This window comes from Kineosphaera limosa NBRC 100340 (assembly GCF_000298215.1).
Taxonomy (GTDB): Bacteria; Actinomycetota; Actinomycetes; order Actinomycetales; family Dermatophilaceae; genus Kineosphaera; species Kineosphaera limosa.
The window spans coordinates 104,446-117,511 of record NZ_BAHD01000003.1; the positions used below are offsets into that span (position 1 = coordinate 104,446).

Below are 13,066 nucleotides of genomic sequence, written 5' to 3' on the forward strand. Positions count from 1 at the left end.
GTCGCTAAGCAGGAGCAGGAGCAGGAGCAGGAGCGGCGAGCCAGCGGTCGACGCCGCCCAACAGGTCGTCCTTGACGTGCTCGGGGGCGCGACTGCCGAGGATGGAAGAGCGCGCCAGGTGCGCCAGGTCGGCGTCGTCGAAGCCGTGGACGGTGCGCGCGGACTCGTACTGATCGGCGAGTCGGGAGCCGAACAGCAGCGGGTCGTCAGCGCCCAGGGCCACTTGGGCGCCGGCGTCGATGAGTCGGCGCAGGGGCACGTCGGCGGGCTCGGCGAACACCCCGAGCGCCACGTTGCTGCCCGGGCAGACCTCCAGCGTCACGCCGGCGTCGACGACCCGCGCCAGCACGTCGCGATCCTCGACGCTGCGCACCCCGTGGCCGATGCGCTGCGGATGCAGCCACTCGAGCGTCTCCGCCACCGCGTCGGCGCCCAGCAGCTCCCCGCCGTGCGGCACGGCGGCCAGCCCCGCGTTGGCGGCGATCCGGAACGCCGGCGCGAATTCCGTTGTGTCACCGCGCCGCTCGTCGTTACTCAGGCCGAACCCGACGACCTGTCCCGATCCCTCTCCGGCGTGCTGGGCGGCTAACCGGGCCAGCGTGCGCGCGTCCAGGGGATGCCGGGTGCGGCTGGCGGCGACGACGATCCCGACGCCGATGTCGTGCCGGTCGGCAGCGGCGCGCGCCTCGTCCAGCACGATCTCCAGCGCCGGCGTGATGCCGCCGACGAACGGCGCGTAGCTCGTGGGGTCGACCTGCAGCTCCAGCCAGCCGGACCCCTCCGCGGCATCGTCGGCGACGGCTTCGGCGACGATTCGGCGCATGTCCGCCTCGCCCCGCACACACGCCCGAGCGGCGTCGTAGAGGCGCTGGAAGCGGAACCAGCCGCGGGTGTCGGCCTCTGTGAGGTCCGGCGGCCAGCTCTGCGTCAGCGCTCGCGGCAGCCGCAATCCGTGCGAGGCGGCCATGTCGACGAGCGTCGGCAGCCGCATGGAGCCGGTGAAATGCAGGTGCAGGTGGGCCTTGGGCAACGTGTGCACCGGACGCGTCATCACCCCAGTGTCACACCTGGCCAGCGCGATTCCGCAGGCAGGACGCCTGTTGTCGACCCCTCAGCGCGCCTGGCCGAGCAAGTTCTGCAGCCGTCCGACGCCCTCGACGAGGTCTTCGTCGCCCAGGGCGTAGCTCAGGCGCAGGTAGCCGCTGGGGCCGAACGCCTCCCCGGGCACGACCGCCACCTCGGCCTCATCGAGGATGAGTGTGGCCAACTCGGCCGAGGTCTGGGGAGTCTTGCCCGCGATCTCTTTGCCGAGCAGCCCCTTGACGGAGGGGTAGGCGTAGAACGCGCCCTGCGGGGTCGGGCACTCGACGCCTTCGATGGCGTTGAGCATCTCCACCATCGTCTTGCGGCGCCGGTCGAAGGCGACCTTCATCTCCTCGACGGCCTCCAAGGAGCCACTGAGCGCGGCGATCGCGGCGCGCTGCGAGACGTTGGCGACATTGCTCGTCGCGTGGCTCTGCAGGTTGGTCGCGGCCTTGATGACGTCGGTCGGGCCGATCATCCAGCCGACCCGCCAGCCGGTCATCGCGTACGTCTTGGCGACCCCGTTGAGCACGACGCAGGTGTCGGCCAGCTCGGGCACGACGACCGGCATCGAGACCGCCTCGACCCCGTCGTAGGTCAGGTGCTCGTAGATCTCGTCGGTGACGACCCAGATGCCGTGCTCGAGCGCCCAGCGTCCGATCGCCTCGACCTGCTCGCGCGGGTACACAGCCCCGGTCGGATTGGAGGGCGAGCAGAACAGCAGCACCTTGGTGTTGTCGGTGCGGGCCTCCTCCAGTTGCTCGACGGTCGCCAGGTAGCCCTGGTCCTCGTCGGCGAAGACCTCGACGGGGGTGCCGCCCGCGAGCTTGATCGCCTCGGGGTAGGTCGTCCAGTAGGGAGCGGGTAGCAGCACCTCGTCGCCCGGGTCGAGCAGCGCCGCGAAGGTGTTGTAGACGGCTTGCTTGCCCCCGTTGGTCACCAGCACCTGCCCGGCCTGCACCTCGTACCCGCTGTCGCGGGCGGTCTTGGCGACGATCGCCTCCTTGAGGGCCGGCAGGCCACCAGCGGGGGAGTAGCGGTGGTTCGCCGGGTCCTGCGCGGCCTCGACCGCGGCCTGCACGATGTAGTCGGGTGTGGGAAAGTCGGGTTCGCCGGCCCCGAAACCGATGACCGGAGCTCCCTGCGCTTTGAGCGACTTGGCCTTGGCGTCGACGGCCAGGGTGGCGGACTCGGCGATCGCGCCGAGGCGGCGCGAGACGCGGGAGCGGGCGGGGGCGTTCGTCGTGTCGGTCACGGGTCCATCGTTCCACGGGCGGGCGCGCAGCGCCGCACCTCCGGGAGGGTGAGTTGGCTTTGGCCGCTGGCCGTCACGTATGCTCTACCTCTGGGTGACTGACGAAGGTCGGCCGCCGCATGCGCTGTGATCGCGTCTCGGGCCACGAGGCAGATCGGCAGCGGCTGCGGTCCAGTCGATCGGTGCCCGTCATCCGTAGGGCAGTGGCTCAATTGGTAGAGCACCGGTCTCCAAAACCGGCGGTTGGGGGTTCGAGTCCCTCCTGCCCTGCGTAGGCGCCGTGAGCGCAGCGTAGATCGAAGTGTCGAGACAAGGAGAGCCGTCCCGCGACAGTCCAGGAATCCCATCCTGAGGTCGCAGGGGTGCGCTCGGTAGGGAGAGGACGTCGTGAGCGACCAGAGGACGGCCGCCCCCGGGGCGCGCTCGGCTCGTGAGCCCGAGCCGCGTCAAGGCAACGTCATCACCCGTTTCTTCGCCTCCATCGGCCTGTTCCTCAGTCAGGTCATCGACGAGATCCGCAAAGTCGTGCGGCCCACGCGCGAAGAACTGCGCAGCTACACCATCGTCGTCATCGTCTTCGTGACCGTCGTCATGATGTTCGTCTTCGGGCTCGACACGGTCTTCACCCGACTCGTCTTCTGGGTGTTCGCGGGCTAGTGCCCGCGAGCCCCGTATCCGCGCGCCGACAGCCTTGAGCGCGCAGCCCGTTGCCAGAGAGGAAGTAGGTCACCGCGTGTCGCAGCAGGACAGCACGCTGCCCCAGCCGCAGGAGGGTTCCGAACCGGACCCGTTCGCGCAGGACGCCGAGCACGAGCCCAGCCCCACCGAGTTGGAGCAGGAGGCCCCCGAGGTCTCGCTCGCGCCGGGTGGATCCGAGGTCGACCCCGCGGAGTTGGCCGAAGCCGACGAGATCGTCGAGCTCGACTCCGACGACACGGACTCCGCTGACGACGAGTTCGACGACGACGGCTCCAACGACGACGAGACCGACGACACGGACCCCGACAACTCTGACGACGACGACTCGGACGAGGACTCGGCCCCCTCGGTCTCCGATGCACCGGAGGCGGAGGCGGAGGCGGAGGTTGCGGCTGACGGCGACGCGGGCGAGGAGGCCGAGCCGGAGGTGGATCCGGTCGAGGAGCTGCGCCGCTCGCTGCGCTTCGCCGAGGGCGACTGGTACGTGGTGCACAGCTACGCGGGGTACGAGAACCGCGTGAAGCAGAACCTCGAGCAGCGCATCACCTCGCTGAACATGGAGGAGTACATCTTCCAGTCCGAGGTGCCCATGGAGCAGGTCACCGAGATCAAGAACGGCCAGCGCAAGATCGTGCGCCGCGTGCGCATGCCCGGGTACGTGCTGGTGCGGATGACGCTGACCGACGAGAGCTGGGGCGCCGTCCGGCACACCCCGGGCGTCATGGGTTTCGTCGGCAACGCGTACTCGCCGGTGCCGTTGAGCCAGGACGAGATCTTCTCGATGCTGGCCCCCCAGACCGAGACGGCGGCCGCGGAGGCCGGCGCCGCGGGCAGCTCCGGGGCAGGTAAGGTCGCGGCCACTGCGGGTTCTGCTGCGGCGGCCTTCGACGCGGAGTTCTCCGTCGGTGAGTCCGTCACCGTCATGGAGGGCCCGTTCGAGACGATGCCCGCCACGATCTCCGAGGTGCTGCCCGAGAGTCAGAAGCTCAAGGTGCTCGTCTCGATCTTCGGCCGGGAGACCCCGGTCGAGCTCGCGTTCAACCAGGTCGCCAAGATTTAAACGCACGGGGGGCTGCGCCCCCCGTGGACCCCCGAAAAGCTCGGAGCGGCTTTGCCGCGCCGGTTCATTTCCGAGAAACAGGCTCCTTCGTCGCGTTTCTCGGATGCAACCGGGTCATCGCCCATGGCGTCGGCCCACCACTGAGAGAGAGAGCACATGCCTCCCAAGAAGAAGGTCTCCGGCTACATCAAGCTCCAGATCCAGGCCGGCGCGGCCACCCCCGCGCCGCCGGTGGGTCCGGCGCTGGGTCAGCACGGCGTCAACATCATGGAGTTCGTCAAGGCGTACAACGCCGCGACGGAGTCCCAGCGCGGCAACGTCATCCCCGTCGAGATCACCGTGTACGAGGACCGCTCGTTCACGTTCGTGACCAAGACCCCGCCGGCAGCCGAGCTCATCAAGAAGGCCGCGGGCATTGCCAAGGGCTCCGGCGAGCCGCACAAGACCAAGGTCGCCAAGCTCACCAACGAGCAGGTCCGCGAGATCGCCCAGCAGAAGCTGGAAGACCTCAACGCCCACGACATCGACCAGGCCGCCAAGATCATCGCCGGCACCGCCCGCTCCATGGGCGTAACCGTCGAAGGCTGACACCCACGGGGGGCGCAGCCCCCCGTGCACCCCCCAAGAAGATGAGCGGCAAAGCCGCACCGCGCTTTTCGGGGGCACACGGGGGCAGAGCCCCCGTGCGCGTGGGAGGGTCAAGCGCTGACCCGTACCACGACTCCACACAACAGTGGGCGATCATCCGCCCGCGCAGATCCACTAGGAGAGAACATGAAGCGCAGCAAGGCCTACCGGGCCGCTGAAGAGAAGATCGGCCACGACGAGGCCTACTCCCCGCTCGAGGCCGTGCGCCTGGCGAAGGAGACCTCCACCACGAAGTACGACTCGACGGTTGAGGTCGCGATGCGCCTCGGCGTCGACCCTCGTAAGGCCGACCAGATGGTGCGTGGCACCGTCAACCTGCCGCACGGCACCGGCAAGACCGCCCGGGTGCTGGTCTTCGCGACCGGCGCCAACGCCGAGGCCGCGGAGGCCGCCGGCGCCGACTACGTCGGTTCCGACGACCTGCTCGCCAAGGTGCAGGGCGGCTGGCTGGACTTCGACGCGGTCGTCGCCACCCCTGACCTCATGGGCAAGGTCGGCCGCCTCGGTAAGGTGCTGGGCCCGCGCGGCCTGATGCCGAACCCGAAGACCGGCACGGTGACGATGGACGTGGCCAAGGCCGTCTCCGACATCAAGGGCGGCAAGATCGAGTTCCGCGTCGACAAGCACTCCAACCTGCACTTCATCATCGGCAAGACGTCGTTCGACGACAAGGCGCTGGTGGAGAACTACGGCGCGGCGCTGGAGGAGATCCTGCGGCTCAAGCCGTCGGCGTCCAAGGGCCGGTACATCTCGAAGGCCACGATGACCACGACGATGGGCCCCGGCATCCCGCTGGACTACACCCGCACCCGCAACCTGCTGGAGGACGAGGCCTGAGGCCTGTCCGCCTGACGCACGAGAGCGCCCGTCACCCCTGGGGGGCGGGCGCTCTCCTCGGTCGGGGCGTGCGGATTTGGCCGCAAGGCGGGGGATCCCGTACCTTTAGGGACGACCCATGACCGCCGGTTGTCGCCGGGCGCCCCGCGCCTGATCGACCGAAGAGCCCGTGAGGGGCTGTCCAGCGCAGGCCACGAATGTGAACGCTTCCGCGGGCTGATGCCCGCGTGATGTCCAAGCTCCCGTGCCCTGCGCCGGGAGCTTTTCTCATGCGCCAGGGTGCCGGCACCGTTCGTCACAAGGAGGCCCCATGGCAACGCCCGCTAAGCAGGCAGCCATCGCCGAGCTCACGGACAAGTTCCGCGAGTCCGGTGCGGCCGTTCTCACCGAGTACCGCGGCCTGACCGTCACGCAGCTCTCGCAGCTGCGCACGTCGCTGCGCGCCCACGGCTCGTACTCGGTCGTGAAGAACACGCTTACGGAGATCGCTGCCAAGGACGCCGGGGTTACGGCGTTCGACGGTCAGCTCTCCGGCCCTTCGGCCATCGCCTTCATCACCGGTGACCCGGTGGAGGCGGCCAAGAGCCTGCGTGACTTCGCGAAGGCCAACCCCCTGCTCGTCATCAAGGCCGGCGTTCTCGACGGCAAGGCGATGACGGCGGAGGAGATCACCAAGCTCGCGGACCTCGAGTCCCGCGAGGTTCTGCTGGCCAAGCTCGCCGGCGCCATGAAGGCGAAGACGAGCCAGGCTGCCGCGCTGTTCCAGGCGCCGTTGAGCAAGACGGTTCGCACCGTCGAGGCTCTGCGCGCCAAGGTCGCCGAGGGCGCTCCGGCGCCGGCCGCGGCCACCGACGTCGCCGCGGGTGGCGACGAAGGCTGACGCGCTTGAAGCGCGCAGTCTGATCCGTTCACGATCTGCCACTCACGGCATAGCTAGGAAGGAAGCCAATCATGGCCAAGCTGAGCAATGACGAGCTGCTTGACGTTTTCTCGGAGATGACGCTCATCGAGCTGTCCGAGTTCGTCAAGGCGTTCGAGGAGAAGTTCGACGTCACCGCCGCCGCCCCCGTCGCGGTCGCCGCCGCTGGTGGCGCCGCTGGTGGCGACGCCGCTCCGGCCGAGGAGGAGAAGACGGAGTTCGACGTCATCCTCGAGGCTGCTGGCGACAAGAAGATCCAGGTCATCAAGGAGGTGCGCGCCCTCACGAGCCTCGGCCTGAAGGAGGCCAAGGACCTCGTCGACGGCGCCCCCAAGGCCGTCCTGGAGAACGCCAACAAGGACGACGCGGAGAAGGCCAAGGCTGCCCTCGAGGGCGCCGGCGCCACCGTCACCCTCAAGTGACGTCGCGCTGCGGGTCTGGGCACGCGCTCTGACCTGCAGCGCCCCGCCGAGTGACAAGTGCGGCGAGCTGAACGGAAATCCCTGTTCAGCTCGCCGCACTTTTTTGTTGCGGACCTCCCTAGAGCTGCGGCTGCAGGTGGATGCCCGCCAGCATGCAGCGGGCCGAGCCGCCGGCGTGCTCGATCGTCGGGATGGCGACAGGCAGCAGGGGAGTGGCGGCCTCGATGGTCGCCCGCTGCGCGGGGCTCAGCGAGGCGACCCCGCGGGCGCTCATGACGAGCACATTGCCGGTCGGGGTCGACAGCTCGAAGGCGTTGCCGGCGAACTCGGCGATCTGCGCGCGGCTCAGCGGCACGACCTGGCGGCCCGTCGCCTCCAGTTCGGCGCGCACCCGTCGGCGATCCGTTGGCTCGGGCATCGCGTCCAGGCCCACGAGGGCGGTGCTGGTGCCGACCGACATGAGGACGTTGCTGTGGTAGATCGGCACGCCCGAGTCGTCGAAGGCGTCGAAGACGACCGGCTCGTAGTCGAAGTCCGCGCAAAACCGGTGCAGCAGCGGCTCGCTCATGCGCCGGGAGCGGCACGCGTAGGCCCGGCGCGCGTGGTGGTCGAGCACCATCGAGCCGGTGCCCTCGAGAAACAGCCCGTCATGCTCGTAGCGCGAATAGTCGAAGTGCCGCGTCACGCGGTAGTGGCGAGCGAGTTCGTCGAGGATGTCCTGGCGTCGCTCGTTCCGGCGGTTGGGGCAGTGCATCGGGTAGATGGCGACCGACCCGGAGGCTTCGGTCGAGAACCAGTTGTTGGGAAAGACGGAATCGGGCGTGGCCGTGCCGGTGTCGTCGAAGAGGTGCACCGTGACGCCCGCTGTGCGCAGGGTGTCGGCCATCGCGGTCACCTCGTCAAAGGCGGCGCGGGCGACCTGGGCGGGGGTGCCGGCAGGGACGCTCTGGTAGGCGTTGTCGGCGCGCGTCGCCGGATTGGGTGCGAAGTGGTGCGGGCGCACCATGACCACTGCGTTCGGTGCGTGGTGCCGGCACGGTGCGGCGGTGTCGGCGCATCGGCCGACCGTCATCTCGAGCAGCATCGGTTGCCCCAATCGTTCGTCGTTGCCTCGATGATCGGCCACGACGACGGCTGGCACCATGCCCATATGTCACATGAAATGCCCAGAGACTGAGCAGAGTGATCGGCAGTGAGTTACATTATGCGCAATGCGAGCCTTGGATGATATCGACCGGCGCCTCATCTTCGAACTGCGCAACGACTCACGTGTCACCGTCAAGGCGCTCGCGGAGACGCTGCACGTGTCGCGCGGCACGGCGCAGGCGCGCCTCGACCGGCTGCTGCGCGACGGGGTGATCCGTCGTTTCACCATCGAAGTCGGCCCGGGCGCCGAAGAGGACGTCGTGCGAGCGGTGACCACCATCCAGGTCACGGGCTCGACGGCCGGCCGAGTTGCCCGCCACCTGCGCGGCATGGCGACCGTGCGGGAGGTGCACACCACCAATGGCACCTGGGACCTCGTCGCCGAACTCACAGCCCCCAACCTGGTCGTGCTCGATGCCACGCTCAACGAGATCCGCTCGCTGGCGGGCGTCGCCAACACCGAGACCTCGATCCTGCTGCGGTCGCTGTGAGCTGTGCTGCGCCGCGGTGCGCGGCGTGGACCACTAGCGGGCTCGCCGGGTGAGTCCCGCTGGGTCCTCGATGCGAACCTCCCCGCGTGACATGGCGATCAGACCGTCGCGTTCGGCGGCGCGTAGCACCTGGTTGGCCGTCGGGCGGGTCGTGCCCGCCATGCTCGCGAGGATCTCCTGGGTCAGAGGCACGACGGTGCCGGGGGAACCGTCTCCGTAGAGGCGGCCCATGGCCAGCACCCGGCGCAGCACCCGCTTGTCCGCGGGCACGTACAGCGCTTCGATGACGCGGGCGTCCTGGCGACGGATGTAGCGCGTCAGCTGACTGACGAGGAACCGGTCCATCGCGGGATTGGTAGCGCGCAACCGCACGAAGTCGGCCTTGCCGATCATCCAGGTCTCGACGGCGTCCAGGGCCGCGACGGTGGCGCTGCGCTCGGCGTCCTCGCGCAGCAGCGCGATCTCGCCGAAGCTCGATCCGGGACCGAGCACGGTGAGGATGGCGAGGTCACCCGACCACGTCGCGACCTGCACGCTGACGTGCCCGGAGGCGATGACATGCATCGAGTTGGCTGCGTCACCGGCGTGGAAGATCACCTCGCCGCGACGAAAGCGCCGCCGGGCCGCGACATCGCGCAGCCGGTCGCGCGTGGCCTCATCGAGCGCGGCAGCCAGGGTGCTCTCCACGAGCGAAGTGTCCTCCACTGCGGCCCCGTTGACCAGGCGGCACCATGTCGCGGTCATCGGTCCGATGCCTGGATGCCCCCCTTGCTTGCACCGCTAGCGGCCCCGGCGGCGAGCGCCTGGGCGAAGAGGGCGTCGACCATCGGGTCGCCGCAGTCCTGCGCGTCCGCAGGGGCAGCGACGGCGAGCCGGGCCTCGCACTCGGCCAACTCGTCGAGCACGTAAGCGGGGTGCAGGGAATCGGCGACGGCCCTGGCCTGCCGCAGCAGCCGGCGATGACCCGGACGGCCCTGCTGCGCGGCGCAGATCGCCAAGCCGGTGGTGCACTGGGTCGTGGTGACCCAGTCGCCGATCGCCAGCGCGGTGCGCAGCGCCTCCACGTAATGGGCGGAGGCGGAGTCGAGATCGCCGGTCGCGCGCCGCACCTCGCCCAGGTTGGCGGTCAGGTAGGCCGTCGCTCGTTCGTAGCCCATGCGGGCGGCGGCGCGCATCGCGCGGCGCAGCCAACGCTGCGCCGCTCGCAGGTCGCCGGACTGGGCGTACACGCCGGCGAGGTCGTTGCACAGGTGCACGGTCAGGCGCGGGTCGCCGACCTGCTGGGCCCGGCGGTGGGCCTCGCGGAGCCCGCGTAGCGCCGCGTCGTGCTGCCCCCGCGCCGCGGCGGTGAGCGCGACGTTCTCCAGAGCCGCCGCGACGAGCGCTTCGTCGCCGAGCGACTCCGCGAGCCGCTGCTGGCGGGCCGCAGCCCGACCCGCAGCAGCGATGTCGCCGTGCTGGAAGTGCGCAAAAGCGAGTCGGTCAAGGGCTCGGCTCGCGCCCGCGAGGTCGCTCGCAGCGCGCAGTTGCCGGGCGGCCTGCGCGAGCAGAGTGACCGCCTCCTCGAAGCGGGTGGTGGAGACGAGCAGGCTGCCGAGTTCACGTCGGGCGTCGGCGGCAGTGTGTGCAGCGTCGGCTTGCTCGCGGTCAGGCCTCTGCTCGGCCAGCCGCACCGCCTCCCGCAACGCGATCTCCGCCTCGGACCACCGGGCGATGATGGCGAGCAGGGCCCCGCGGCGCACCAGCAGCGGAGCCCGTTGACCGCCGACCTCGATCGCCTCCAGGTGCGCGAGGTATCCGAGGGCGGCACTCGTGGCGTAGCTGCGTTCGGCCGCGCGGGCCGCCGCGCCGATCCACTCTCGTTGCTTGGCGACGTTGGCGGTACGCCCGTAGTGGTGGGCGAGGAGGTCCACGAGGTCGACGCGCGCGTCCCGGTCCGGCGTCTGCCGGTCGGCCGCGTCGCCGTCGGTGGGCGGCAGGGTCGCCTCGAGATGCCGTGCCGTGGCCTCGTGCAGGTGCGCCCTGTCTGCCAGGCTCGCGGCGGCGTAGACGACGTCTCGCACGAGCGTGTCGACGAATCTGTGACCCGCCTGGCGAGCGTCGGGCTGCAGGAGGCCGATGCGGCTCAGCCGATCCAGTTCCTCCCGCAGGTCGTGTCCGCCGGCCGCGCTCCCGCCGAGAGCAGCCTGCAGCGCATCGTCGGTGAACTGCGGCCCGATGACTGCCGCCGCCCGCAGCACTCGCTGGTCGCGGCCGAGCAAGCCGTCGACTCGGGCCAGCACGAGCCGATGCACGTCGAGCGGCAGGCTCGGATCGGCGCCCCACGGCGGGGCGGGGTCGTCGGCGCAGGCCAGCAGGTGCTTGAGCATGAGCGGGTTGCCCCCGCTGCGCTCGATCGCGGCGGTGAGTTGCTGCGCTGGGAGTGCTCCGTGGCCCCAACTGCGCGCGAGGCGCGTGCGCTCTTCGAGGGCCAGGCTGCCGAGGTGGATCCGGATTACTGAGCTCCCAGATTGCCCAGAGAAGTGTGGAAAAGGTGTTTCGGAGGGGCTCGCCACGAGCAGGAACAGTCCTAGCGCGGGGGCGCGCGCCATGAGGTCGTGCAGCAGGCGCATCGACAGCTCGTCGAGCCGGTGCGCGTCGTCGACGACGATGACCCGAGGGCGCGAATCCGGTTGCGCGCCGAGCAGAGCGAGTAGCACGCGGGTTGTGGCGCGGGCCCGGTCACCCGGATCCCACCTGCGCGTCGGCGGGGTGTGCCCGCTCAGGCCGAGTGGCGCCGCCAACAGGGGAGCCAGGTCAGGCAGGTCTACCGCCGTGGCCGCCTCGGCAACCGTCTGCGGGTCGGGCCTGGCGCCGTCGAACAGCAGCTCGCGCCACACCGGTCGCCACGGCAGGTAGGGGCGGATGTCGCCGGGCAGAGGTTGGCCCGTGCGGACGATGATCGTCTCGGGAGTGGGTAGGGCCTCGGCAACCGCGTCGAGGAAGGCGCTCTTGCCGATGCCCGGGTCACCTATGACGAGCAGCGCCGCGCCGTGGCCGCGGGCAGCACGCCGGGAGAGCGTGGCCGCCAGCCGCAGCTGCCGCGCTCGTCCGACGAAGCGCGCCGCGCTGCCGCTGTTCAGCTCTGGTATGGCGTCGGGACCCGCTGGTTCGGGTGACGCGAGGTCGTGGTCGCTCGGCTCGATCTGCGTGGCGTAGACGGCGACCTCGCCGGCCCCCTTGAACTGTCGGCGCCCCCTGCTGCGCGGATGCAAAGCCTGACCGCAGCGTTGCGCGGTGGCCTCGTCCATCCAGACGACGGCGCGCGCCTGCCCCGTCTGGCCGCCGGCCTGGCCATCGTCGAGCGGAGCATCGTCCGGTCGAGCGTCGTCACGGCCGGCCGCGGCCGCCATGCGCGCCGCGAGGTTGACGCTCTCCCCGACGACGACGTACTCCCGGTGAGCGGGGGAGCCGAGCTCTGCACAGAAGGCCGTGCCGGTAGCGACGCCCGCGGTCCCGCAGATCCCGACGTCGCGGGCCGCTTGCAGCAGCAGCGTGGCGCACGACACCGCGGCCGCGGCGTCGTCGGGTCGCGCGCGGGGCGCGCCGAACCCCAGCACGAGTTGGAAGCGCGGTCCACTGCCGTCGACCTGACGCAACTCCCCGCCGCAGCGAGCGACGATTGCGGCCGCCTGTGGCAGCAGCCCCCGCACCGGCCCAACACCGTCGCTGGTCGGCCCGAGCCTGACGAACACGGTGGTGACCACCCGGTGCTCGGCAACCCTGCGCTGCCGGCCGACGCGACCGCCGCCGCCGGGCCTCTCCAGGAAACGGATGCTCGCCGCGTCGGCCGGGGCGCCCTGGTCTGCCGGAGCGTTCGCCGTCATAGGCATCGCGGCCGAGTTCGCCTCTGCGAGGGCGATCCCGCCCGGGGTGGCGCGCTGCTGGGCCGCCATGGCGGCCCGCACCGTCTCGCCCCAGAGCACCTCGCACGAGAGCACCTGCGCCGGCGGCTCGTCACCGCTGGCCTCGACCCGTCCGCCGCCGGGTAGAGCGTTCGGTCCGACCGAGTCGCCGGATATCGCCCAGCTGAGAGTCGTCCGGCTGACGTGCCCCGTGGCGATCCCGATGCGCAGCAGCGGCGTCGGGGGTGGGGGCTGCGGGGGTAGTGCGGGGGCGACGAGGCTGCCGAGTGGGCGCAACCGGCCCGTGGTCCGCTGCATCTGTTGCGCGGCCGCGAGTGCCCGTCGGCGCGCATGCGGGGCGGTGAAGACGGCCGTGAGGGCATCACCGGCGTACGCGGTGACCTGGCCGCCCTCGCTCGCGACGGCTTCGTCCCACCGGTGAAAGGTCTCGTCCAGCCAGTCGTGCAGCGCTTCTACCCCGCGGGGACCCCTGGCGCTGAGGTGGCGCGTGAGCGGGGTGAAGCCGACCAGGTCGGCCACGAGCACGGCCCCCACCGACGCCGGGATGCCTCGCGATCCGTGCGTACTTTCCCGCGCCGACGCCGGGAACGTCACCGCCATG

At 70.5% G+C, this 13,066-nt stretch carries 12 protein-coding genes and 1 tRNA gene; 8 read left to right on the plus strand and 5 right to left on the minus strand.

Annotation, left to right across the window (positions count from 1 at the left end; genetic code table 11):
* Positions 1 to 4 precede the first annotated feature (4 nt).
* Positions 5 to 1,051 carry an adenosine deaminase gene (locus tag KILIM_RS00860; protein ID WP_040561757.1) on the minus strand — a complete coding sequence of 349 codons (1,047 nt, stop codon included), beginning with the start codon at positions 1,049 to 1,051 and terminating at the stop codon, positions 5 to 7.
* Between the two features lie 60 nt (positions 1,052 to 1,111).
* Positions 1,112 to 2,338: a pyridoxal phosphate-dependent aminotransferase gene (locus KILIM_RS00865; protein WP_006590706.1), complete on the minus strand. Its 1,227-nt coding sequence runs from the start codon at positions 2,336 to 2,338 to the stop codon at positions 1,112 to 1,114.
* A gap of 197 nt (positions 2,339 to 2,535) precedes the next feature.
* On the opposite strand from KILIM_RS00865, the gene KILIM_RS00870 reads away from it, so the two are divergent.
* The 7 genes from KILIM_RS00870 (at position 2,536) to rplL (ending at position 6,923) form a co-directional block, all read left to right on the plus strand.
* Positions 2,536 to 2,608: transfer RNA gene (locus KILIM_RS00870), tRNA-Trp, on the plus strand.
* A gap of 117 nt (positions 2,609 to 2,725) precedes the next feature.
* Positions 2,726 to 2,995, plus strand: a complete 270-nt coding sequence (gene secE, locus KILIM_RS00875) for a preprotein translocase subunit SecE (protein WP_006590707.1) — start codon at positions 2,726 to 2,728, stop codon at positions 2,993 to 2,995.
* A 76-nt stretch (positions 2,996 to 3,071) separates the two neighbouring features.
* On the plus strand, positions 3,072 to 4,097 hold the full coding sequence (gene nusG / locus KILIM_RS00880) for a transcription termination/antitermination protein NusG (protein WP_006590708.1): 1,026 nt from the start codon (positions 3,072 to 3,074) through the stop codon (positions 4,095 to 4,097).
* 156 nt (positions 4,098 to 4,253) lie between these two features.
* Positions 4,254 to 4,685 (plus strand): 50S ribosomal protein L11, encoded by a 432-nt coding sequence (gene rplK / locus KILIM_RS00885; protein WP_006590709.1) that lies wholly within the window; start codon positions 4,254 to 4,256, stop codon positions 4,683 to 4,685.
* Positions 4,686 to 4,871: 186 nt separating this feature from the next.
* Positions 4,872 to 5,582: a 50S ribosomal protein L1 gene (gene rplA, locus KILIM_RS00890; protein ID WP_006590710.1), complete on the plus strand. Its 711-nt coding sequence runs from the start codon at positions 4,872 to 4,874 to the stop codon at positions 5,580 to 5,582.
* A 310-nt stretch (positions 5,583 to 5,892) separates the two neighbouring features.
* Positions 5,893 to 6,462, plus strand: a complete 570-nt coding sequence (rplJ, locus tag KILIM_RS00895; protein WP_006590711.1) for a 50S ribosomal protein L10 — start codon at positions 5,893 to 5,895, stop codon at positions 6,460 to 6,462.
* A gap of 71 nt (positions 6,463 to 6,533) precedes the next feature.
* Complete coding sequence (gene rplL / locus KILIM_RS00900) at positions 6,534 to 6,923, plus strand: 50S ribosomal protein L7/L12 (RefSeq protein WP_006590712.1); 390 nt, start codon at positions 6,534 to 6,536, stop codon at positions 6,921 to 6,923.
* 118 nt (positions 6,924 to 7,041) lie between these two features.
* On the opposite strand, the gene ctlX is transcribed toward rplL, so the two are convergent.
* Positions 7,042 to 8,067 carry a citrulline utilization hydrolase CtlX gene (ctlX, locus tag KILIM_RS00905; protein WP_217997023.1) on the minus strand — a complete coding sequence of 342 codons (1,026 nt, stop codon included), beginning with the start codon at positions 8,065 to 8,067 and terminating at the stop codon, positions 7,042 to 7,044.
* A gap of 67 nt (positions 8,068 to 8,134) precedes the next feature.
* Here ctlX and KILIM_RS00910 point away from each other — a divergent pair, with 67 nt between their 5' ends.
* Positions 8,135 to 8,560, plus strand: a complete 426-nt coding sequence (locus tag KILIM_RS00910) for an Lrp/AsnC family transcriptional regulator (protein WP_006590714.1) — start codon at positions 8,135 to 8,137, stop codon at positions 8,558 to 8,560.
* A 33-nt stretch (positions 8,561 to 8,593) separates the two neighbouring features.
* On the opposite strand, the gene KILIM_RS00915 is transcribed toward KILIM_RS00910, so the two are convergent.
* Positions 8,594 to 9,247 carry a Crp/Fnr family transcriptional regulator gene (locus KILIM_RS00915; RefSeq protein ID WP_169330723.1) on the minus strand — a complete coding sequence of 218 codons (654 nt, stop codon included), beginning with the start codon at positions 9,245 to 9,247 and terminating at the stop codon, positions 8,594 to 8,596.
* Between the two features lie 53 nt (positions 9,248 to 9,300).
* Positions 9,301 to 13,065 (minus strand): AAA family ATPase, encoded by a 3,765-nt coding sequence (locus tag KILIM_RS00920; protein WP_006590716.1) that lies wholly within the window; start codon positions 13,063 to 13,065, stop codon positions 9,301 to 9,303.
* Position 13,066 lies beyond the last annotated feature (1 nt).